The 20,828-nt window shown below is 43.2% G+C and carries 23 protein-coding genes and 1 pseudogene; 4 read left to right on the top strand and 20 right to left on the bottom strand.

The annotated features are described in order from the left end of the window. Positions 1-14: 14 nt before the first annotated feature. The 4 genes from GVX98_RS10660 to GVX98_RS10645 all read right to left on the bottom strand — a co-directional run bounded on the left by GVX98_RS10660 (position 15) and on the right by GVX98_RS10645 (position 4,389). Positions 15-1,457, bottom strand: a complete 1,443-nt coding sequence (locus tag GVX98_RS10660) for an amino acid permease (protein ID WP_004984251.1) — start codon at positions 1,455-1,457, stop codon at positions 15-17. 141 nt (positions 1,458-1,598) lie between these two features. Then, on the bottom strand, positions 1,599-1,958 hold the full coding sequence (locus GVX98_RS10655) for a RidA family protein (protein WP_004694941.1): 360 nt from the start codon (positions 1,956-1,958) through the stop codon (positions 1,599-1,601). A 37-nt stretch (positions 1,959-1,995) separates the two neighbouring features. After that, positions 1,996-3,093 carry an alanine racemase gene (gene alr / locus GVX98_RS10650; protein WP_004984249.1) on the bottom strand — a complete coding sequence of 366 codons (1,098 nt, stop codon included), beginning with the start codon at positions 3,091-3,093 and terminating at the stop codon, positions 1,996-1,998. Between the two features lie 36 nt (positions 3,094-3,129). Continuing rightward, positions 3,130-4,389 (bottom strand): D-amino acid dehydrogenase, encoded by a 1,260-nt coding sequence (locus tag GVX98_RS10645; protein WP_004694945.1) that lies wholly within the window; start codon positions 4,387-4,389, stop codon positions 3,130-3,132. 137 nt (positions 4,390-4,526) lie between these two features. On the opposite strand from GVX98_RS10645, the gene GVX98_RS10640 reads away from it, so the two are divergent. Next, a complete protein-coding gene (locus GVX98_RS10640; RefSeq protein ID WP_004694947.1) occupies positions 4,527-4,991 on the top strand; it encodes an Lrp/AsnC ligand binding domain-containing protein in 465 nt (154 codons plus the stop codon). Between the two features lie 84 nt (positions 4,992-5,075). Beyond that, positions 5,076-5,819 (top strand): sporulation protein, encoded by a 744-nt coding sequence (locus GVX98_RS10635; protein WP_004984245.1) that lies wholly within the window; start codon positions 5,076-5,078, stop codon positions 5,817-5,819. Between the two features lie 97 nt (positions 5,820-5,916). Here the strand turns inward: GVX98_RS10635 and GVX98_RS10630 are convergent, their stop codons facing one another. Continuing rightward, positions 5,917-6,561: an HAD-IA family hydrolase gene (locus GVX98_RS10630; protein WP_004984242.1), complete on the bottom strand. Its 645-nt coding sequence runs from the start codon at positions 6,559-6,561 to the stop codon at positions 5,917-5,919. 93 nt (positions 6,562-6,654) lie between these two features. Here GVX98_RS10630 and GVX98_RS10625 point away from each other — a divergent pair, with 93 nt between their 5' ends. After that, positions 6,655-7,422, top strand: coding sequence for a hydroxymethylpyrimidine/phosphomethylpyrimidine kinase (locus tag GVX98_RS10625; RefSeq protein WP_004984240.1), 768 nt, complete (start codon positions 6,655-6,657; stop codon positions 7,420-7,422). 116 nt (positions 7,423-7,538) lie between these two features. Here the strand turns inward: GVX98_RS10625 and GVX98_RS10620 are convergent. The 8 genes and pseudogenes from GVX98_RS10620 to rpe form a co-directional block, all read right to left on the bottom strand. Continuing rightward, a pseudogene (locus tag GVX98_RS10620) lies at positions 7,539-7,670 on the bottom strand (NERD domain-containing protein); the annotation flags it as partial. A gap of 37 nt (positions 7,671-7,707) precedes the next feature. After that, positions 7,708-8,025 (bottom strand): quaternary ammonium compound efflux SMR transporter SugE, encoded by a 318-nt coding sequence (gene sugE / locus GVX98_RS10615; RefSeq protein WP_010325989.1) that lies wholly within the window; start codon positions 8,023-8,025, stop codon positions 7,708-7,710. Positions 8,026-8,107: 82 nt separating this feature from the next. Continuing rightward, positions 8,108-8,425 carry a quaternary ammonium compound efflux SMR transporter SugE gene (gene sugE, locus GVX98_RS10610; protein ID WP_005400191.1) on the bottom strand — a complete coding sequence of 106 codons (318 nt, stop codon included), beginning with the start codon at positions 8,423-8,425 and terminating at the stop codon, positions 8,108-8,110. A gap of 233 nt (positions 8,426-8,658) precedes the next feature. Then, positions 8,659-9,585: a copper resistance protein B gene (locus tag GVX98_RS10605; protein WP_159128053.1), complete on the bottom strand. Its 927-nt coding sequence runs from the start codon at positions 9,583-9,585 to the stop codon at positions 8,659-8,661. Then, a complete protein-coding gene (locus GVX98_RS10600) occupies positions 9,572-9,865 on the bottom strand; it encodes a hypothetical protein (RefSeq protein WP_159128052.1) in 294 nt (97 codons plus the stop codon). The genes GVX98_RS10605 and GVX98_RS10600 overlap by 14 nt, the downstream gene beginning before the upstream one ends. Continuing rightward, positions 9,852-11,681, bottom strand: a complete 1,830-nt coding sequence (locus GVX98_RS10595; protein ID WP_159128051.1) for a copper resistance system multicopper oxidase — start codon at positions 11,679-11,681, stop codon at positions 9,852-9,854. Before GVX98_RS10595 ends, GVX98_RS10600 begins: the two co-directional genes overlap by 14 nt. Positions 11,682-11,726: 45 nt before the next feature. Then, positions 11,727-12,200: a hypothetical protein gene (locus GVX98_RS10590; protein ID WP_159128050.1), complete on the bottom strand. Its 474-nt coding sequence runs from the start codon at positions 12,198-12,200 to the stop codon at positions 11,727-11,729. 431 nt (positions 12,201-12,631) lie between these two features. Then, the gene (gene rpe / locus GVX98_RS10585) at positions 12,632-13,318 is read right to left on the bottom strand and encodes a ribulose-phosphate 3-epimerase (RefSeq protein WP_004694978.1); all 687 of its coding nucleotides are present in this window, start codon (positions 13,316-13,318) and stop codon (positions 12,632-12,634) included. A gap of 178 nt (positions 13,319-13,496) precedes the next feature. Between rpe and GVX98_RS10580 the strand changes: the two genes are divergently transcribed. Beyond that, on the top strand, positions 13,497-13,772 hold the full coding sequence (locus tag GVX98_RS10580; RefSeq protein WP_004984216.1) for a DUF2218 domain-containing protein: 276 nt from the start codon (positions 13,497-13,499) through the stop codon (positions 13,770-13,772). Between the two features lie 18 nt (positions 13,773-13,790). Here GVX98_RS10580 and GVX98_RS10575 read toward each other — a convergent pair whose 3' ends face one another. From GVX98_RS10575 to tsaB, 7 genes are all read right to left on the bottom strand, one after another. Continuing rightward, positions 13,791-14,846 carry a M48 family metallopeptidase gene (locus GVX98_RS10575; protein WP_159128049.1) on the bottom strand — a complete coding sequence of 352 codons (1,056 nt, stop codon included), beginning with the start codon at positions 14,844-14,846 and terminating at the stop codon, positions 13,791-13,793. Positions 14,847-14,856: 10 nt separating this feature from the next. Next, positions 14,857-15,966 carry a YjgN family protein gene (locus GVX98_RS10570; protein ID WP_004694984.1) on the bottom strand — a complete coding sequence of 370 codons (1,110 nt, stop codon included), beginning with the start codon at positions 15,964-15,966 and terminating at the stop codon, positions 14,857-14,859. A 126-nt stretch (positions 15,967-16,092) separates the two neighbouring features. Further along, complete coding sequence (fghA, locus tag GVX98_RS10565; protein WP_159128048.1) at positions 16,093-16,929, bottom strand: S-formylglutathione hydrolase; 837 nt, start codon at positions 16,927-16,929, stop codon at positions 16,093-16,095. A 23-nt stretch (positions 16,930-16,952) separates the two neighbouring features. Beyond that, positions 16,953-18,329 (bottom strand): C13 family peptidase, encoded by a 1,377-nt coding sequence (locus GVX98_RS10560; RefSeq protein WP_078426258.1) that lies wholly within the window; start codon positions 18,327-18,329, stop codon positions 16,953-16,955. 123 nt (positions 18,330-18,452) lie between these two features. Then, complete coding sequence (locus GVX98_RS10555) at positions 18,453-19,259, bottom strand: class I SAM-dependent methyltransferase (RefSeq protein WP_171065430.1); 807 nt, start codon at positions 19,257-19,259, stop codon at positions 18,453-18,455. Positions 19,260-19,264: 5 nt separating this feature from the next. Next, positions 19,265-20,089: an undecaprenyl-diphosphate phosphatase gene (locus tag GVX98_RS10550; protein ID WP_004984206.1), complete on the bottom strand. Its 825-nt coding sequence runs from the start codon at positions 20,087-20,089 to the stop codon at positions 19,265-19,267. 12 nt (positions 20,090-20,101) lie between these two features. After that, a complete protein-coding gene (gene tsaB, locus GVX98_RS10545) occupies positions 20,102-20,767 on the bottom strand; it encodes a tRNA (adenosine(37)-N6)-threonylcarbamoyltransferase complex dimerization subunit type 1 TsaB (protein ID WP_004984205.1) in 666 nt (221 codons plus the stop codon). Positions 20,768-20,828: the final 61 nt, after the last annotated feature.

Here is a 20,828-nt window from a genome sequence, read left to right as displayed (position 1 = left end):
AGAATAAATGTTACTTAGTTATCCAATTGCTGCCCTAACAGACGTTTTTTCATACGCGGTTTGTACAGCAGTTGATACGTCACGGCTAAAATAATCACCCATAGTGGACTGATCATCAATGCGCGAAGCGTATCCGCCTCTAAACTCAAAATAATCAACGTAAAGAACAAGAAGATTAAGACCACATAAGACATCCAAACACCGCCCGGCATTTTAAAAGTCGATTTTGCATGTAGCTCAGGACGCAATTTACGGTAGCGGATATAGCACACCATAATAATGCTCCAGATACTAATGAACAGAATCACACACAATGAGCTGGCTAATGTAAAGGCTTCAACCGTATTTGGTACAAAGTACTGTAGCGCCGCACCTGCCATGATAAAAGCACATGAGAAGAATAAGCCTTTTGCTGGTACAGCACGTTTTGACAGACGCGCTAGGCTCTGTGGTGCTTGCCCTTCTCTTGCCAAACCAAACAGCATACGTGATGTAGAGAACACACCACTATTCATTGAAGACATCACTGAAGACAGCACCACCAAGTTCATAATGATGGCTGAAGTTGGAATACCTGCATGTAAAAATAGTGAAACGAACGGACTTTGATCCGCAGGAATTTGATTCCACGGCGTCACCGACATCACCACAAATAATGACAAGACATAGAACAAAATGATACGGGTTGGAATCGCATTCACTGCTTTCGGTAAGTTCTTTTCAGGGTCTTTGGTTTCAGCAGCCATGGTTCCAATCAGCTCTACACCGACAAAGGCAAAGAGTGCAATTTGGAAGCCTGCTAGAAAGCCACTACCACCTTGAGGGAACATACCACCATGCGACCAAACATGACTGAAGCTTGCAACTGAACCGCCCGGTGCTTGGAAATGGCTAAACACCATAAAGCCACCAATCACGATCAGCCCTAAAATGGCTAAAATTTTGATTAAAGCAAACCAAAATTCAATTTCACCAAAGAGTTTCACGGTCAGCAAATTTAACCCAAGGACAAACAGCACACAGCCGACACTGATTAAAGCCTGCCCCATGGGAGTAAAGGCCATGTCTGGCGGGAGCCAAAAGCCGAGATAGTTAATAATGGCTGCCAAGTCCGCAATACCAACCAAGACCCAACCGAGCCAATAGGACCAACCGATATAGTAACCCGCACCCGGCCCAATCAGATCATGAGCCATATCGATAAACGACTTATAGTGCAAATTTGACAATAAAATTTCGCCCAATGCACGCATTAGGAAGAAGAACATGGTCCCGATAATCATATAAATGATCAGAATAGAAGGACCAGCAAGAGAGATGGTTTTGCCCGAACCCATGAACAGGCCCGTACCAATCGCGCCACCAATAGCAATCAATTGCAGGTGGCGGTTGGATAATTTCCGTTGTAATTCATGCGATGATGCATTTGCACCGTCAGCTTGTGGGGTAGTCGTCATAATTTAACATCCTGTTAAAGTCTTTTTTTGCGTATAAACCATGTTCATACAGTGCTCGTTATCCTAACGGGCGGCATTTATACGCTCATCAGCACTTCGGTTGAAATCCAAGCGCTGATATACACGGGGAGAGTTTAAAAATTAGTTTTGTGCAGCCGTCACTGCAATTTCGATCAACCAGTTTGGATTAACCAAATCAGCCTGAATCGTGGCACGTGAAGGTGCTACACAACCATTCATCCAGTCAATCCAAATCGCATTGACTGTAGAAAAATCAGAGAGATTTTTGATGTAAAGCTGAGCAGATAACAAACGTGATTTATCTGTATTTGCCAAAGCTAAAAGCTCATCAATTGTTGCTAAAATTTCACGGGTCTGACCTGCGACATCATTGTCGGTATTTTTTGGCACTTGCCCTGACAAATACACCACTTGATTAAACACAGTGACTGCACTCATGACTTCGTTGGTGTTGAATTTTTGAATGTCTGAATGTGACATAGGTCTTTCCTTGTATGAAACTGTATAAAAATAAAATTTAATCTTGGATAAAATTGACACGTGCAGTGACAGCACACATCAGCTCATAGCCAATCGTGCCTGAACCTGCTGCGACTTCATCAATGCTGAGCACAGCACCCTGTTTCGATGTACCCCACAGCACCACTTCACTGCCGACGTGGGCATTTGGAAGGTGAGATAAATCGACCGCCAACATATCCATGCTGACACGTCCGACCAAGCTACTGCGTTGTCCATCGACTAAAATAGGCGTACCTGTTGCGGTAATCCGTTGATAACCATCAGCATAACCACAAGCCACAATACCCACACGCATATCGGTTTCAGCAATGAACTTTGAGCCATAACCAACGCTATCGCCTGCTTTTAATTGCTGAATAGCAATCAGCTCACTGCGCAAACTCATGGCTGGTTGCAAGTCCCAGTCTTGAATGGAGTGGCTTGGATAATCTGGAGAACTACCATAGAGCATGATGCCGCTACGGATCACATCCGACTGCAACTGTTCATGGCGTAAGATGGCTGCACTGTTGCTAACAGAACGTGCACCCGGCAGATCATGGGTAATGGCATCAAATAACTGACATTGATGCGCAATGCCATCACGCCCGAAACGCTCACCATCGGCATCTGAAAAATGCATCATATGGGTTAAACGTTGAACTTGAGGCAAATTGGAAAGCTGCTGCCACACTTGACGGTATTGTTCAGGACGGAAACCTAAACGATTCATGCCGCTGTTCATTTTCAAATAAACATCGAACTGCGCCTCTAAAGGAAAACGCGCTAACCATTCGAGTTGATATTCACTATGAATACTGAAGCTTAGACCCAACTCATGGCAGTCAAATAGGTCTTGCTCTGAGAAAATACCTTCGAGTAACAGAACTGGACCTGTCCAGCCCAAAGCACGGATACGTTTCGCCTCTGCCAAATCGAGCAACGCAAAACCATCGGCAGATTTGAACGCTTGATAGACGCGTTCAATGCCATGACCATAGGCATTGGCTTTGACCACCGCGTAGACTTGGCTATTCGGCATTTTAGTGCGAGCAACATTTAAATTATGCTGCAGTGATTGGCTATGAATCACTGCAGTAATTGGACGTGGCATTTTCTTCTTCCTTGAATCAATATGACCTAAAACGGATTAGGCTGCTGAAGGGTAACGTTGAATCGATAAGCCTTCAGTACTGATGTCTGGTTGATGATTCATCACTAAGTCACTAATAAGCTTGCCTGAACCACATGCCATGGTCCAACCCAAGGTGCCGTGTCCTGTATTCAAGAATAGGTTTTTAAAACGAGTCGCACCAATAATCGGCGTAGAATCTGGTGTCATTGGACGTAAACCGGTCCAGAAACTTGCTTCAGCTAAGTTTCCACCTGGGAATAAGTCTTGAGTGACCATCTCCAAGGTTGCACGGCGGTCTTGGTTTAACCCGTGGTTGAAACCACTCAGTTCAGCCATACCACCCACGCGGATACGTTGGTCAAAACGCGTGATGGCAATTTTATAAGTTTCATCAAGAACCGTAGACTGCGGTGCAAATGCAGGATCTACAATTGGAATGGTCAGTGAGTAGCCTTTGACAGGATACACAGGCAAATTCAAATTCAATGGTTTCAAGAAATCACGTGAATAACTACCAAAAGCAAGCACATAACGGTCTGCTGTAAGCACTTGACCATCAACCACCACGCCTTTGATTTCATCGCCTTCAACCACAAGTTTTTCAACATTTTGGTTAAATTTAAATTCTACGCCCATGTCTTTCGCAAGGTTTGCCAAAGCGTTGGTAAATAAGTAACAGTCACCTGTTTCATCATTCGGTAGGTGTAAACCACCGACCAGTTTGTCTTTGGCATAGGCTAAAGCTGGCTCGACTTTGGCTAAGTCATCTTTTAATAATAGTTCGTAGTCGACGCCACATTCTTTTAACACTTGAATGTCACGTTGTACTGCATCCAGCTGTGCTTCATTACGGAAAACCTGCAAAGTTCCTTTCGCACGGTTTTCATAGTGAATGCCTGTTTCTTTACGCAGTTCACGTAAGCAGTCACGGCTATATTCAGCAACACGCGTCATACGCTCTTTGTTAATAGCATAGCTTTGTGGATTGCAGTTTTTCAACATTTGCGCCATCCAGTTCAACTGCCACATGCTACCATCGATGTTAATCGCTAACGGTGCATGGTGTTGGAACATCCATTTTACGGCTTTAAACGGAATACCAGGTGCAGCCCACGGTGTAGAATAACCTGGAGAGATTTGCCCTGCGTTACCAAAGCTAGTTTCTTCAGCAGGACCAGCTTGACGGTCTAAAACCGTAACGCTTGCGCCTTGTTGTGCAAGGTAATACGCACTTGCAACACCGATGACACCACTACCTAAGACAATTACACGCATGACTGATCCCTTACACACACTAGTTTATTTCACTAGTATATTTTTAGGTTAATAGTTTTTTTCACTGTTTTTAATATTATAATCTAGGTAAATCGCCATTTTTGTCGCGCTAAAATTCTAAACATAGGAAATTTATAATGCGTAAATTAGATCGGATTGATCAGCAGATTTTAGACATTTTACAGCGCGATGGACGAATTGCGATTAGTGAATTGGCCTCTCGCGTTAACCTTTCAACAACGCCGTGTTCGGAACGCGTCAAACGCTTAGAGCGCGACGGTATTATCATGGGTTACTACGCACGCCTCAATCCACAACTGGTCGATCGAAACTTATTGGTGTTTTTAGAAATTAAGCTATCTGCCAAGTCTGGCGATGTGTTTGATCAAGTGGCACGTGACTTGGTCGAAATTCCTGAGGTTTTAGAATGCCATCTGATCTCAGGTGAATTCGATTATTTGGTCAAAGCCCGTTTAAAAGAAATGAGTGCCTACCGACGCCTATTGGGTGATTTACTGAAAAAACTGCCCTCTTCAGCATCATCGCACAGTTACATTGTGATGGAAGAAGTCAAAGAAAGTTTTTATTTGGACATTCGCTAACAGCTTATTAAAAATACGCATTTTAAAAATGCATTCACTTTAAATATTTAAAACCTATCGATTCCCTATTGGAAGTTCTGCACCATGTTTAACAAACTCATGTCTAGCCTTGGCTTACAAGGCATTCAAGTCGATACTCGTCTACACACCACCGCACCACAAGCGGGTCAAGCCATTCAAGGTGAGGTTATTTTTAAAGGTGCTGCGTCTAATAAAATTATCAACGGTATTTATTTAAAGCTCATGACCACAGCCGAGGTTGAGTCAGACGATGCTGAGTACAATAGCGCGTTAAGTATTGCCGAATGGCACATTAGCGGGGCTTTTGAGTTACAAGCCCATCAGTCACATGCATTTCCTTTTTCGATTCAACTGCCCTTTGAAACACCAGTTACAGATGTGCCTTGCCGCATCAATAAAACCCGAGTGTGGTTACATACGCATTTAGATGTGGACTGGGGGCTCGATGCAACGGATAAAGACTATTTACAGATTTTACCGACACCGGCTATGCAGGCGTTTATTCAAGCCATGCAGCAATGCGGTTTTCAGTTGATGACCGTCGATGTTGAAAAAGGTCAACTACGAGGCAATGGCTTCCACTCAAGCATTGGTTGTTATCAAGAACTTGAATTTAAACCTACGCAATTGTTCAACAGCATCAATGAAGTTGAAGTGTCCTTTGTGGCAGAGCAACATCAAACCCATGTACTTTTGGAAGTGGATCGTAAATTTCGTGGTGATAGCTTCAACAGCCTTAGCATTCCGCATCAACAGGCCAATCCTGCACTGTTAGCAAATGAAATTAGACGTATGTTAGGCATTTAATTTTTAATCCCTGCGCACGACTGTTTCAATATAGAAAAGTCGTGCGCAGTCGAAAAAGACGTTATTTAAATCCTGTCCGAATTAAATTCTGTCTGCGTTAAATCAAGTCCAAGACATCGGCAAAGGTTTTAATTCGTGCTTTAGGTGCGGCTTCCGTCAACTCTTGATCAGAACCATAACCGTATTCCACCGCAATGGTTTCAATGCCGTTACGACGTGCACCCAAAATGTCATGCTCACGATCACCAACCATCAGACACTCTTCCGCTTTTAACTGCTCTTTTTCTAAAATATAAGCAATCAACTCTCCCTTATTGGTGCGCTCACCGTTCAGTTCACTGCCATAGGGATGGATAAAGTATTGCAGTAAATTGAAATGCTCTAAGATTTGACGTGCATAAATTTCAGGTTTTGCTGTCGCCAAATACAAGTGATAGCCCTCTTCGGTCAGTTTTTTTAAGGTCGGTTCAACATCGGCAAATAAATGGTTTTCATATAAACCTTTCACCGCAAAGCGCTCACGATAGCCCAATAAAGCTTGCTCTGCCAAAACATCGTCCACTGCAACATTTAAGAGTTTTGCCAAAGACGCTTTTAGGGGTGGCCCAATAATCCAGTCAATGTTTAGATCTTCAGCAATGGGGTGTCCGACTTTGTTTAAGCCATAACGCGCACTGGTGGTAATGCCAACTTTCGGATCTGTTAAGGTTCCATCTAAATCTAGCAAAATATGTTTAATCACAGCTGATCCTTCTTGGGCTTTAAATAAAATACTATCGAGAGTTCTGCTAAAGTTGCCTATACTATCGCAAATTTTCGCAACAAGGATATTTCTGTGCGCGCAACCGTACTGTGCTTTTCTGGTTTAGACCCTTCAGGTGGTGCTGGTTTACAGGCCGATATCGAAGCGATTGGTCAAAGTGGTGCGCATGCAGCCATTGCGTGTACAGCACTCACTGTTCAAAACTCGCAACAAGTGTTTGGCTTTGAAGCGACGTCAAAAGAATTGTTATTAGCTCAGGCGCACGCTGTTGTCGGTGATTTACCGATTAAAGCCGTAAAATCTGGCATGTTAGGCACCACAGATAATATTGCAGCACTGGCTGAGTTTCTACGTGAACATCCTGAGTACAAGTATGTACTCGACCCTGTTTTAGTGGCAAACAGTGGCGGTTCATTGGGTGATCAAACAACCTTAGTCAAAGCTTTTGTTGAACTGATCTCATTGGCGGACATTATTACCCCAAATACAGTTGAACTACGAGCGTTAACAGGTCTTGATGACTTAGATGCCGCAACACAAAAACTGTTTGAAATGGGTGCCAAAGCGGTACTGGTCAAAGGTGGTCATGAAGACACACCAGACTATATTCGTAATGCCCTGTTTGTGAATGGCGAGCTCATTTCTGAAACTCGCTGCCCGCGTTTAGCAGGCGAATATCACGGTTCAGGTTGTTCGCTGGCGAGTTTTATTGCAGGTCGTTTGGCGCAAGGTGACAGTGTTAAAGTCGCAGTACATCATGCCGAAACATGGCTCTTTGGCGTATTAAAACAGGCTGAAACACCTGTTGAAGGCGGTCAAAAAATTCCAAAGCGTTTTTAAGTTAGAAAAAAACTGCAAAGATAAAAGCCAGTCCATGAAGAAATGGACTGGCTTTTTTTAAATTCTAGATTTTATTTTCGGCACAAAATGAATCAGTCAGCTTTGAAATGGAGTATTTAACTATCTTGATGGCGTTGTTTTAAATGTGCCACATGCCCACGGTTGGTTTTCCATGACTTTTCTAACACTTCTTTTTCAATCCGAAGCTGAATCCGTTTCAGTTTCATCGCTGGAATCACTTCTGTGTTACATGGTTTACCACAAAAATTGTCTATGTATGCAACATTATGACGATGAAAGTTTCATCAGTACAAGTCCAGAAATGATTAAAACCGCTGCGAGCATCCGCATGGCATTGGCAGGTTCACCTAAAATCAAGATACCAACCAAAAATGAACCAATCGCGCCAATCCCTGTCCAAACCGTATAGGCAGTGCCCAAAGGTAAGGTCTTCATGGCATAAGACAGCAGCGCAAAACTGGCCACCATAAATACGAGGGTTAAAATACTCGGTGTCAGTTTAGTAAAACCATCCGATACTTTCATTGCATAGGCCCAAACCACTTCGAGTAAACCTGCAACTATTAAAATCACCCACGCCATACGCAAAACACCTTTTATTCCGAGCAGAAACAACAAAGCTTCAAACGAAGGATCGCTTGAAGCTCTACATATTTAAATGAATTTAGCTGGATGAGAGTTTCATCAAAATCAGTCCCGATACAATCAGCACCGCAGCAAACATCCGCATAGCTGTCGCGGGCTCACCTAAAATAAAAATCCCCACCAAGAAAGACCCTATCGCACCAATTCCAGTCCAAATGGTATACGCAGTCCCTAGCGGCAATGTTCGCATTGCATAGGCCAGTAAACCAAAACTTAAAATCATGAACACAATGGTGATAATGCTGGGTGTAAGTTTGCTAAATCCTTCAGACAGTTTCATTGAATATGCCCAAACGATTTCAAACAGACCCGCAAAGATAAGAAAAACCCAAGCCATGATACTGACTCCTCTTCACTAGAGTCAGGCCGTCCTGACGAATTTTCTCAATATGAGGGAGGTCGTTCCTCCTAAATATGCCTCAAATTATAGCAAAGAGCGCACCAAAATGAATTATTTTCATACTTAGAAATCATTAAAGCGCAAAAAAGAGTGATCCGAACCAGCAGATCACTCTTTCAGCACAATATTGGTGCAATCTCAGATATTTACTTTAAACCTAAACGTCCGACTTAAAACTTAAAGCGAATACCCATTCCATACTGCCAACCTTTCTCTTCGTCACTTTCAGCCTGCCAAGCCGTCGCTTCATTGCCTTTGCTATATTCATAGGCAATGTCCACATAAGGCATGACTTTTTTGCTGATCTCATAACGTGTCTCAAGACCAACGGCTGCACTACTGAGACCCGATTTTTTGGCATATTTAGAGTCATCACTGAAAATAATATTCATATCTAAATAAGGCTTGAAAATCAGCTTTTGGGTCAGTAACAAGTCCCGCTCAGCTTCTAAACTAAACGCAGCATAATTGTCTGCACCAGCATATACGTATGCATCAGTTTCAAAGAAATACGGCGCTAAACCATGTAAGCCAAGCACCCCATCCACTTTTTCTTCCGTATCCCATTCCTGCTGTTCATGCTCCACTTTTTCAGCTCGGTAACGTGCACCCGCCTGTACATCCCAAAAGTCTGAGATCATACGGCTATATAGCACTTTGGCATCATACTCAGCCTTATGCGATTCCTGCTTATCTGCATGTACTTTGATAAACAGCTTATTTTCATCTGTCCCGATACGGGTTTCAAACTCAGACTTTAAACCACCATCGCCGTCTTCATTCAGCAACCATTTGTTATCGACAGTGGTGACCGCATAAATTTGCGCGCCATGCTCTTTGCGGTGATCATGCGTATGTGCTGTTGAATCATGATTCATCTGCTGTACATGTTGTGCACTAGCCTGTGGAGCAGCTTGAGTTGGAGTAGTCATCGCCTGATGCTGTGTATGTTGTGACATCACAGGCTCAGTGGTCATGGGCATATTTGCATTTGCTTCAGCAGGCATATGATGCCCTTCATGCGCCATAGCCGCAGCACTCATCAACACGAAAGAACTGCTCACTATGCTTTTAGAAAAAAGATTAATGGTGTACATGATGATCTCCTTTCTGAGCCTTCGACTGTTTGCTTGATTGAGTCTGAGCTTGCTTCTCCGATGAAGACTGACTAACCGCATTTTTCTGTTTCAGCATCTGAGTATGCTCATCGGCACTATGCTGATGATGCTCATATGCCATATCTTTGGACTGAACTTGGCTTGTAGATTTGGCTTTTTGTTTTTCATGCTGTGCATGAGATTCGGCAGCCATAGCAAACGAACTCAATAAGACACTAACAACTAGGGCAAAACCTGAAAAAAGATTAGTGATGCGCATGTTCATCTCCTTTTGGTTCAGCTTGAGCTGCTGTTTTTTGCCCTTGAATTGGGGTGGTGGACACTTGACTATCACTCACATTGGCCACAATCAGTTTATTCATCATGCCTGAGCTCATGTGATACAGCAGATGACAGTGAATGGCCCATTCGCCTAACTCATCAGCAGTTAGTAAAGCAGTCACTGTTTTGCCCGGTGGCACAATCAACGTGTGCTTATTCGGCATATTAACGGCGGCTTGCCCATTTTCCAGTTGCATAAACATACCGTGCAAATGCATCGGATGCGCCATCATACTGTCATTAATAAATTTGATCCGAATACGCTCGCCGTACTTTACTTTCAACGGTTCAGCGTCGCTAAATTTTTTCCCGTTGATGGTCCACAAATAGCGTTCCATAGTTCCACCCAAACGAATCACCAACTCGCTCGTCGCCTCACGGGTATCTTTTTGAGGCTCTAAGGATTTCAGATCGCTATATTGCAATGCCTTGTCGCCTTTAGGGGTAGAGGCATTCGCCCAACCATACACTGGTGTAACAGCTTTCTGTACCGAACTTGCTGTCGTATTCTGTTGCACATGACCCATCTGTGTATGATCCATCTCAGACATGGTCTTATGATTCATCTTTGAATGATCCATACCAGCCATCGCCGCATGATTCATCTTCGAATGATCCATTTTAGGCATTGTTTCATGGTTCATCTGTGAATGATCCATACCTGAATGTTCTGAGCCGTGTCCCATATCGTCCATGGTCAACAATGAGCGTGGACGTGGCGCAGGCATATCTATGCTCTGTGCCATTGGGGTCAACTCATTGTGTAAAGTCCCAATGGCGTAGCCTGAACGATCAATAGACTCTGCTTCAATTTGATAATGCCCTGCTTTCGGCTCCACAATCACATCATAAGTTTCAGCAGTTCCAATCCGAAACTCATCCACTGGAACGGGCTTGACGGGTTGGCCATCTGCACTGACCACGGTCATTTTTAAATTAGGAATACGGATATCAAAAAAAGACATGGCGGAGGCATTGATAAAACGCAACCGAACCTTCTCATTCGGCTTAAACATACCTGTCCAGTTCTGCTCAGGCGTTTTACCGTTAATAAGGAAGGTATAACCCGTGACATCCGACAGATCAGTTTTTAGCATGCGCATTTGGTTCCACATGGAACGGTCTTGCCACGCAGTTTTTAAACCCTCGCGCTGTACTTGTTTCCACACGTCACCAACGGTTTCACGCTGATTTTGATAATATTCGGCAGAAATCTTCAAATTCTTCTGAATTTGTTCACTACTCTGCTCATGGAAGTCCGACAGCATCACCACATAATCACGCTCGGCTTTTTCATGCTGAGCTAAAGGCTTTTTGTCTTTGGGATAAATAACCAATGCGCCATACAGCCCATCTTGTTCCTGTCCTTTAGAATGCGCATGGTACCAATAGGTGCCACTTTGGCGCACTTTGAACTTATAGACAAATTCGCTCTTCGGCTGAATACCATTAAACCCGTTAAAACCAGGCACACCATCCATCAGCCCGGGCAAAAGCAAACCATGCCAGTGGATCGATGAATCCTGTTTTTTTAAGTTGTTTTTAACCCGAATGACAGCATCGTCGCCCTCCTCAAATTCAAGCAAGGGAGCTGGAAACTGTCCGTTGACACTAATCCGCTTGAGCGACTTGCCTGTTAAATTTACTGGACTTTCATCAATCACCAATTGGTATTCTTTAACTGCGGCAAAGCTCCAAGAAGATGACATCAGACATGCCCCAAGGATGAGGCTTTGTTTAAATTGAATAGACATGACTAAATCCTAATAATTTTAAAAATAAAGTTTTAAAAATCAGAATTAGGCTTTAGGAGGACGTAGAATTTCTTGCCAATAGCCCACTAAATGTTGAGCTTGATAACAAAAATGGGGGGATGATTGTACTAAAGCGGCTTCAAGCTGAACCACTGCAAGCGGTTCAACGTCTAAAAGCGTCAGCGTCGTTTGGCAGTGATACTGTGCACACTCCTGACACTGAACTTGCTTATTTTGCAGCATATCCGAGGCATGGCAGTTGCTCTTCGCTGTTATGTCGGTCTGAGCCATATGCATTTGATGTCCAGAGACTGGACTCGATGATTTCGTTTGATGACAGTCGAGCATGCTTTGCATACCTGCTTCATACGCTGAACTTTGCTCACTGGTTGCAGCCTGCATACTGAGCTGCATCATTTGATGCATCGGCGCTGCCGAAGCTTGGGCAATACCACTCCACCCCATTACCAAGGTAATGAGTAAGACAAACCAAGAATGTGTCTTGAGCAATGAACGCACAATCAATCCTATTTAGTCAGTGAAGAATGATATTTCAACGCAACAAAACGCTCTGTGCATGTAAATGCCTGACCTTTTGTTGCTGATCCCAATCAACAGGATAAGCAAAGAATGGCTTATACACAAGATTATAAATTTAAATTCAATTACTGCGACAGTTTAGCCACTACGCACACTTAAACAATAAAGTTATTTTTTAAACAGCGCTATTTTTAAGTAAAGATGAATAAAGCATCAGTAACAATCAGGCTTTCACACCATAAAAAAGGACTCAAATGAGTCCTTTTTATACATTTAACGTCTAAATACTAAACCATTGCTGTGTAAACGTTTGAATATTAATCAAGTTATCCATATCGTTATCAACATAGATATCCACCAGTTTATCCATAAAGTTATCCACAGTCTGTATAGCATTTATACCTATGAGCTTAAACCTTTACCGCACCCACTTTTGCAAGCTCTGCACGCATATCATCAATCACAGCTTTATAATCTGGTTTTCCAAAAATGGCTGAACCAGCAACAAACATATCTGCACCCGCTTCTGCAATCTCGCGAATATTTGCAGGTGACACACCACCATCCACTTCTAAACGAATATCACGCCCTGAAGCATCAATAATTTTGCGTGCTTCACGCAGTTTGTCTAAAGTCATCGGAATAAATTTTTGACCGCCAAAACCTGGGTTCACACTCATCAACAAAATTTGATCGACTTTATCGAGCACATAATCTAAATAATGTAACGGCGTTGCTGGGTTAAAGACCAAACCAGCTTTTGCACCGCCTGATTTAATCAACTGTAAAGAACGGTCGATATGGTCAGAGGCTTCTGGATGAAAGGTAATAATGTCAGCGCCTGCTTCTAAGAAGTCACCAATCATGCGATCGACAGGTTTGACCATCAAATGAACATCAATTGGGGCTTTGATGCCGTAGTTCTTGAGTGCCTTGCAAATACCCGCACCAAAAGTCAGGTTTGGCACATAGTGGTTATCCATCACATCAAAGTGAACCACGTCTGCACCTGCTGCAAGTACATGTTCAACGTCTTCACCTAAACGGGCAAAGTCAGCAGAGAGAATAGATGGTGCAATTAAATAAGGCTTGGACATGCGTGTACCTGGCTTATACAAAAGGGAATAAAAACATTATAGCAAATTCAGCTTTTGAACTGGGACTTGTGAAAAAAGAAAGCTTTAAGCTTTCTAAATTTGCAACGTAGCGTTGCAACATTCAACTTTTCATTTGGCTTGAAACTGTTATGGTTAATGATCAATCGACGAGGTAAATATGAAAAGTACTGCGGATATTGTCACGACAGATGCGGCTCGAATTGCAAAACGACTGGTGAATCATTGGAAACATAAGTTTGAAATCGAACAAGAACCCAGTAGTTTTACCATTATCATGCCTGAAGCACGGGTCCTTTTAAGTCCTCAAGCCGAACATTTACATGTCAGCATTGAGGCGAGTGAAGAAAAATTGAGTCACTTAGAACACGTGGTCTTAGACCACCTGATCCGTATGGGACAAACGCCACTCACAGCAACATGGACACAAGTTTAAGTCAGCGGCTGAATGAAATTAGTTTGATAACCGTTGCTGTTGGTTAAATTGGCGAATAGCAGCAATACGCTCTTGGGTCGCAGGGTGACTTTGGAAGAATGAACCAATGCCACCTTCCTCCTCTTCTTCAGACTTCCCTTGCGGCTGCTTTTCTTCCTCTTCGGCACGAGCATCGGCTTCCATACGTGCCAAGAAATTCGCTAAATGTAAGCTTGAAATCTGGTTTTTATCCAAGACATGCATGGCATACAAGTCCGCATCACTTTCAAAATTGCGTGAATAACTGGCACCAACCAAAGCCACAGGCAAAGTTGTAAATAAGGCCGAACTGTCCCCCGTCACCGCAATCAACAGCACACTAAAACCTAAACTGGATAAGGCTTGCTGTAAGCTATGTCGCTCGACCAAGTGCCCTTGCTCATGTGCTAAAACCCCAATAATTTCATGATCATCTTTGGCTAAATTAACCAGTTCATCGGTCAAAATAATGGTGTTGTTTGGCAGCGCTAAAGCATTCGTTCCAATTTGTCCACCTGCACGAAACAGTACTTTGGCAGGTTGCCCATTGGCAACAAGGTCTTGATAGCTTTGTATGATTTGTTTTTGACGTGCAAGAGGGATAGTCGAAGGTCCCGTCAGCTTAAACACTTGTTCTTGCGCTTCATCGCCGAGTTTATAGATGGTATCGGCAGGTAGTTGCATCGCGACATAATGTGCTGCGCTTGGAATACCCCATCTTAAAATGGCGAAGATAAAAGCGGCAACAAACACCACACTAAACAAGATGAGACTTGGTGAGCGTTCTAATTTCCAAATCGAATGCTGTACATGCTTTTTGTTCAGCTCAAACCAGTCAGGCAATGCTTGTGGAAATTCAATCCGTGCATCATCTTTCAACTCAATCACAGGTTGAATCTGCCCCAATGCCCCAATCAACTGCATATCTGCATAGTAATAACGACGTTGCTGCTGGTTATAACAGATCAACACCGTTTCGCTATCTATCGGTGCAATCGTGGCTGGATAAGGCTTAGAAATCTGCCCATCATAAAAGGTGATGTTTTGTTCCTGCATTTAAGCCTCGTTACAGCGAAATATCGATGTCAAAAATATCACTCAGCTCTTCAGCTATCGCATTTGGGTCATCTTGAGCCAAATTGTACATACGATCTGGATCATTTTTTAGGGTTAAAGTTAATGACTCAATTTGATACTGATACAAACGCACAGCAGCCCATGCCGATAACAAACCGAGCGAAAGAATTTTTAAAATCCAGTTGGTCATCACGATCCATGCATAATGCATTTGACCACAGTCCGTTTGGAAAGGACTACGCCCCAACGTGGCTTTATTCCATGTGGTAATAAAAATACGAGCCATCATCAGCGGCCAAATCATAAAAGCAGCAATCATATAAATCACCGCCACGATGATCCCAAACTGGGTTGGAGAACTGCTCCCCACTTGAAGGGTGAAGGCAACGAATAATCCTAAAACAAAGACAATTCCAATAAACAAAAACACGGGCACATACATGGCACGCATATAGTCAGGCCAATCGGCATGTAACTCAAAACGTAACTGCCCAAGTTGTAAATTATCCAGCGTATATTTTTTAAAATACCAAAACAGCACAGGGAAAAAGATCCCGAGGGTAAAGATGTAAATCAAAATGCCTTTCAGCGCCAAGATATAGGCTTCTTTGGTCGTGCCTGTAAAATAAAAGCGGCTATTACCAAATTTACTGTTTCTGGCACGAAAGCGAATAGTAGAACGTACCAACCACGGCACAAGTAGAAATATGATGAGGAAACCAATTAAAGAAGCTTGCCAAGATACCTGAGCCAAAGCTGAAGCGCCAAAGTACACGCCCAAAGCAATAATTCGACCAATCAGAATGCGTGTAGGTACACCCGTAAAATCAAACTTGCGGCGATAAAACACCGTGTTGCCATAAAAATAGCGTAAACGTCTAACCTTCGCCCAAGGTGCATATAAACTGAAGGTAACAATGGTCAATAAGATATTCACAATCCAAATGCCAAAGTACTCTCGGGCATTACCACGGAATTGGAAACGAAAGGTCTGTCCCAAATAGGCGTTTGGCTCATCCGTGGGAACGGCTGGTGGAGGTGGCCAGCTTGCTTCAAAAGAAGCCTCTACAGGTGGCAAAGATGCCTCTGAATTTTGCATGTATACCCTATCTATTATTTTACTGTTTTATTTTTTAAGAACAAAAAATCAATCACCCAACCATGTTAATGCCAGTGCTGAATGATTTCTAGTCAAAAATTAAGAATAAATATGACAAATCAAGATTTAAGCTTCGAGCTGTACGGCATGAAACTGTAGGTGATCATCAATAAAACTTTGAATAAAGTAATAACCATGGTCATAGCCTGCATGTTCGCGAAGCGTCAGTGGCTGGCCCACAGCCTGACAAGCTTGCTGAAATAATGCAGGATTGAGCTGGCTATAAAACTGATCACTCAAACCCTGATCAATTAAAATATCGGCAAAATGAGCTGTTTTTGTTTGGACCAAAGCGCTTGCATCATGTTTCAGCCATTCAGCTTGATCTGAACCTAAATAGTTTGAAAACGCTTTTTCGCCCCAAGGACATTGGCTTGGTGCACAAATCGGGGCAAATGCAGACACCGACTTAAACTTCTCAGGATGTTTCAAGGCCAAGGTTAAAGCGCCATGACCGCCCATGCTGTGCCCGAAAATCCCAATACACTCTGCTTGTACAGCAAATTGCTGAATCACTAAATCATATAACTCTTCAGCGACATAGCTTTCCATCTGGAAATGCTCAGCCCACGGCGCTTGGGTGGCATTGATATAAAAACCTGCCCCTTGCCCAATATCCCAATGATCACCTTGCGCAACCTGTTCACCACGAGGAGAAGTATCAGGCGTTACCAAAATCAGACCTAGCTGTGCTGCTAAACGCTGCGCATGCGCTTTAATGGCAAAGGTTTCTTCGGTACAAGTTAAACCTGCCAAATAAAATAATGTTGGGCACGCTTGCCCTGCTAGCGCTTGAGCCGGCAAATAAATGCCGAACTTACTCTCGCCTTGAAGGCTGATGGAATTAAATCGGTAAATACGCTGTTCACCATCAAAACTACGATTAGATTGTACTAATTCCATCAGGGTTCCTTTTTAGATCCAAATTAAGGGGTAGCAACAGCTTTAGGTGGAAACAAGCGCTGTTCAAGTTGTGGAAGCATCAGCTCCATATTTTTACCCATCGACCACTGTGGTTCAGACGGTTCAAAACCTTGTGCTGTTTCCCATTGACTCACAGTCTTTTGTGCTTGGCTAAAAGCAGTTTCTATACTGTTTTGTTCACGCATTGCTTGATCAAAAAACGCCCGACCAAAATAAGTATAATCGGCTTCATTGGTACAACCAAAAGACTGGCGGTCTGCCGCCGAAGCAGTAATGATCAAGGTATTGTCATTTTGCAGTGCTGGTACAAAGCTTCCAGAGAAACACGATGAAATAACAATCACACGCCAGCGAATGCCCGATGCATCTAAGGTTTCACGTAACCATTTCGGGTCGACCTGAGTTAAGTCTAAAGGTGCATTTTCCATTTCGAACTGGTTCGGTAAACCATGCGAGGTCATATATAAAAATAACACATCACTTTCACGGTTCATCTGCTGTCCCATACGACGCAGCGCCATTTCAATACTGTGTTTAGAAGCTATCGGAATTTCTGTCCGTGTAGCAGGGTTATTCACCAACATCATCGAACGGCCCAACGTACCAAAACGCGTATCGAACTGTTCTTTGATTCGCTCGACTTCTGAGCGAAATACATCTTGATAACTCGCTCCCGCCACACCAAGGAAATACCAATGTGACTGGGCAAATTCGCCATATTGCACAGACTCTAGAGCTTTATTCAGTAAGCGACTTTGTGCATAGAAGGCATCTTCTGCAAAGGTTGGTGGCGTTTCTTCTACTTTCCAAATCGGCTGACTGGTCACTGACATTTGCCAAACCACAAGGGTAAACAGCGTGGCCAAGACAATCAGGGCACGCTCCCACCAAGGCCATTTCAGCTCACGCGAAAACACCCACACCACCGCCAAACTCTGCCAAACAAACAGCACCATGAACACATTCGGCAGGTAGTCGTAGAAGAAATACGGCAGAACATCAATCATGCCCAAATATTGGATAAAACTTTGTAATAACGCGATATGCGTATCCAACACCAACCAAAGGAGTGCTGGTACCAACATCAAACGCGGATTATTCACCCGTTGAGACAGAAAAATCCCGACAATCAGGGCAATGAAAGGCCAAAGTGCGTAACTAACCAAACCTTGTGGGTTAAAGTCACCGATCTCTCCTGCGCTCAACCAGCTAAATAAAGTATTGGCTGAGCCACCTAAAATCCCCCAGAAGATGAGCTGCATAATCGAAGGATGGACAATTTGCAAAGAGCGTCGTGAACCTAGAAACAACCACATCCCCGCAGTTTGGTTGCTTTTAAAATCATGCCAAAAGTTGATGGAGGGTTTGAAGTCGATCATAAGATTCTAATTAAATTGTGACTTGCGTAGGGACACACTAAGTTTATGCTTGATCAGCATTTTATCAATGATGTTTTTAACTATATAACAAATCTTTGCATACTTTTGAAGCAATCTTCCACTTCAGTCTAAGCGTTCATGCTGAAAATAGGCATCAAAACGGCATGCATCCCCCAGCCACTGATGGGTGGTTTCTTGATTTGCCAAAAATACGGCCAAGCGAGGACGTTTGACCACCACCCGTTTTGCCACTTTTTGCGCTAAGCCAAGCAGATTATCACCCAAATCCATTTCACCATCTTCAGGCAATAACATATGTAAAAGTTGCATTTGCTTCTTCACTTGTGCCTGTTTTTTCACCGCTTGCTGATTTTGATCCCGTTGCGGAAACATCGGATCTAGATAAACCACATCGACCGTATTGCCCTGCTCTGCTTGTTGCTGCAAATACTGTGCGGAATCTGAAAAAACCAAGTCAATTCGAGTCACCACAGGGTTTAAGAATGCATCCTGTAAAGCCTGTTCCTTACTTGACTCTAGCAAGGTGAATAAAATGGGATGGCGTTCTACCAAAGTGACATTGGCTCCCAAATGTGCCATGAGCAGTGAGTCATGCCCAAGCCCTGCCGTTGCATCAATGAGCTTAGGTTTTTCAGTCAAGTGGCAAGCACGAGCAATCATTTCAGACTTTAACGATGCACGCTTTAAACGTGGAACTTCAGCTTTCCAATCCGGCTGCATTTTCATGCCATTGGCACACAGCCAAAGCCCATCGGCATCGGCACACAAACCCAGTTCAGGATGAAAACGCAAGAAACGTGCATTTAACTTTTCGGCAACTTCAATACTGACCTCGACACCACGAGAAAAAAGCACAGCAACATAGTGCTGTGCTTTTTCTAAATGCTCTTGTTCCACATATAAGCGCATTCGGCTTACCATAACGTCCAACCCGTAAAGGCAAACAATAGAATCACTAAGCCTGAAGCGATGCGATACCATGCAAAAATCATGAAATCACGCTTCGCCACATAAGCGACTAAAGCACGAATCAACAGTAAAGCCGAAACAAAAGAAACAATAATGCCTGTTGCCAATACGATCCAATCTTGTTGTCCGTCAAACACATGTGCGCTTTGGTATAAATCTAACAGACCCGCACCAATAATTACTGGAATACCCAAGAAGAATGAAAACTCAGTGGCTGCTTTGCGCGATACACCTAAAAACATCGCACCAATAATGGTTGCCCCTGAACGTGATGTCCCTGGAATTAAAGACAGCACTTGAATCAGACCAATCCAAATCGCATCTTTGATACTCAGGTCTTCAACTTCATGCACGCGCTCTTGTGGTGGATGCTTTTCAATCCAAATAATAATCAAGCCACCTACAATCAAGCCGATTGCAATGGCAATATCATTAAATAAAAGCTCTTTCACCGTTTGACCAAATGTCAGACCAATCAGCACAATAGGAATCGACGCTAAAATTAGCCCAATCCCAAGACGGCGACCTTGGGGTTCACCACTAAAAATCCCCGTTGCTGCTCCCCACAAACGTGCCCAATATTCATAAATGACGGCTGCAATTGCCCCCATTTGAATGGCGATCACAAAGACATCACTTTTTTCTTTGGTCCAGAAATTCATGAGTTCTGAAGCTAAAATTAAATGTCCAGTACTCGAAATGGGTAAGAATTCAGTAATACCTTCAACAATACCCATAATTGCCGCTTTGAGCAGCAGTAAAAGATCCATAAAAAACCCTAATTATGCTTTGCCCTGTTCCGGGATTTTTTTCCAAGCGTTATCACGTAAATAGACTGGAAGTGCAAGTTCAGCACTCACCCAGTGTTGTTGCTGTGCATTCTTGCGCGCAATTGTGGCAATATCTTGCGCGGTTGCACTTAAATCTTTGTATTGTATTTGTGATGGGTCAATTAAGGTTGCGCCTGAACCAACTAAAATAAACGGTGTACATTCAGTAGCCGCGGCATAGCTTAAAAGCTGCTCTTCATCAACTGCTTGCATGATGCCATCTGCATCTAATTGAAAGCTTGCAATATAGACTTCACTCATACGAGCGTCTAAAACTGCGGTGACTGTGGTTAGATCATGCACGCGATGTGCGGCTTGTGCGAGCGCTTGTAAGGTTGAGACAGGAACCACAGGCAAATCATTCGACCATGCCAAAGCTTGAGTCACAGCAGCATTAATACGAACACCGCTAAAAGAACCAGGACCTCGACTAAAAGCGATACAAGACAAATCTTCTGTCTTAATATCCAACTGTAAAAACCCTTGTTCAATCATTGGGAGAATCGTTTGCGTTTGTGCTTTTGCGCGCGTATCCAATTGGAAAAAAAGTTCTTGATTTTCATCTACAATAGAGACGGAACACTGCTCATTTGCAGATTCCAATGCTAGCACTTTCATGCACAACCTTAATGATTTAATCTATAAAAACGTGGCTATGATACTCCACTCAAAAGCACTA

The organism is Acinetobacter sp. 8I-beige (assembly GCF_902505955.1).
In the GTDB taxonomy this organism is placed as follows: domain Bacteria; phylum Pseudomonadota; class Gammaproteobacteria; order Pseudomonadales; family Moraxellaceae; genus Acinetobacter; species Acinetobacter johnsonii.
This window is presented reverse-complemented; position numbering and strand designations above follow the sequence as displayed.

What these genes read in the sequence shown, in the direction of transcription:
- sugE (WP_010325989.1), bottom strand. Translation starts at nt 8,025, where the DNA reads ATGGCGTGGGTGATTTTAATAGTTGCAGGTTTACTCGAAGTGGTTTGG.
- GVX98_RS10580 (WP_004984216.1), top strand. Translation starts at nt 13,497, where the DNA reads ATGAAAAGTACTGCGGATATTGTCACGACAGATGCGGCTCGAATTGCA.
- fghA (WP_159128048.1), bottom strand. Translation starts at nt 16,929, where the DNA reads ATGGAATTAGTACAATCTAATCGTAGTTTTGATGGTGAACAGCGTATT.
- GVX98_RS10570 (WP_004694984.1), bottom strand. Translation starts at nt 15,966, where the DNA reads ATGCAAAATTCAGAGGCATCTTTGCCACCTGTAGAGGCTTCTTTTGAA.
- GVX98_RS10605 (WP_159128053.1), bottom strand. Translation starts at nt 9,585, where the DNA reads ATGTACACCATTAATCTTTTTTCTAAAAGCATAGTGAGCAGTTCTTTC.
- sugE (WP_005400191.1), bottom strand. Translation starts at nt 8,425, where the DNA reads ATGGCTTGGGTTTTTCTTATCTTTGCGGGTCTGTTTGAAATCGTTTGG.
- rpe (WP_004694978.1), bottom strand. Translation starts at nt 13,318, where the DNA reads ATGTCCAAGCCTTATTTAATTGCACCATCTATTCTCTCTGCTGACTTT.
- GVX98_RS10595 (WP_159128051.1), bottom strand. Translation starts at nt 11,681, where the DNA reads ATGTCTATTCAATTTAAACAAAGCCTCATCCTTGGGGCATGTCTGATG.
- GVX98_RS10550 (WP_004984206.1), bottom strand. Translation starts at nt 20,089, where the DNA reads ATGGATCTTTTACTGCTGCTCAAAGCGGCAATTATGGGTATTGTTGAA.
- GVX98_RS10555 (WP_171065430.1), bottom strand. Translation starts at nt 19,259, where the DNA reads ATGCGCTTATATGTGGAACAAGAGCATTTAGAAAAAGCACAGCACTAT.
- tsaB (WP_004984205.1), bottom strand. Translation starts at nt 20,767, where the DNA reads ATGAAAGTGCTAGCATTGGAATCTGCAAATGAGCAGTGTTCCGTCTCT.
- GVX98_RS10645 (WP_004694945.1), bottom strand. Translation starts at nt 4,389, where the DNA reads ATGCGTGTAATTGTCTTAGGTAGTGGTGTCATCGGTGTTGCAAGTGCG.
- GVX98_RS10575 (WP_159128049.1), bottom strand. Translation starts at nt 14,846, where the DNA reads ATGCAGGAACAAAACATCACCTTTTATGATGGGCAGATTTCTAAGCCT.
- GVX98_RS10600 (WP_159128052.1), bottom strand. Translation starts at nt 9,865, where the DNA reads ATGCGCATCACTAATCTTTTTTCAGGTTTTGCCCTAGTTGTTAGTGTC.
- GVX98_RS10635 (WP_004984245.1), top strand. Translation starts at nt 5,076, where the DNA reads ATGTTTAACAAACTCATGTCTAGCCTTGGCTTACAAGGCATTCAAGTC.
- GVX98_RS10660 (WP_004984251.1), bottom strand. Translation starts at nt 1,457, where the DNA reads ATGACGACTACCCCACAAGCTGACGGTGCAAATGCATCATCGCATGAA.
- alr (WP_004984249.1), bottom strand. Translation starts at nt 3,093, where the DNA reads ATGCCACGTCCAATTACTGCAGTGATTCATAGCCAATCACTGCAGCAT.
- GVX98_RS10655 (WP_004694941.1), bottom strand. Translation starts at nt 1,958, where the DNA reads ATGTCACATTCAGACATTCAAAAATTCAACACCAACGAAGTCATGAGT.
- GVX98_RS10640 (WP_004694947.1), top strand. Translation starts at nt 4,527, where the DNA reads ATGCGTAAATTAGATCGGATTGATCAGCAGATTTTAGACATTTTACAG.
- GVX98_RS10560 (WP_078426258.1), bottom strand. Translation starts at nt 18,329, where the DNA reads ATGATCGACTTCAAACCCTCCATCAACTTTTGGCATGATTTTAAAAGC.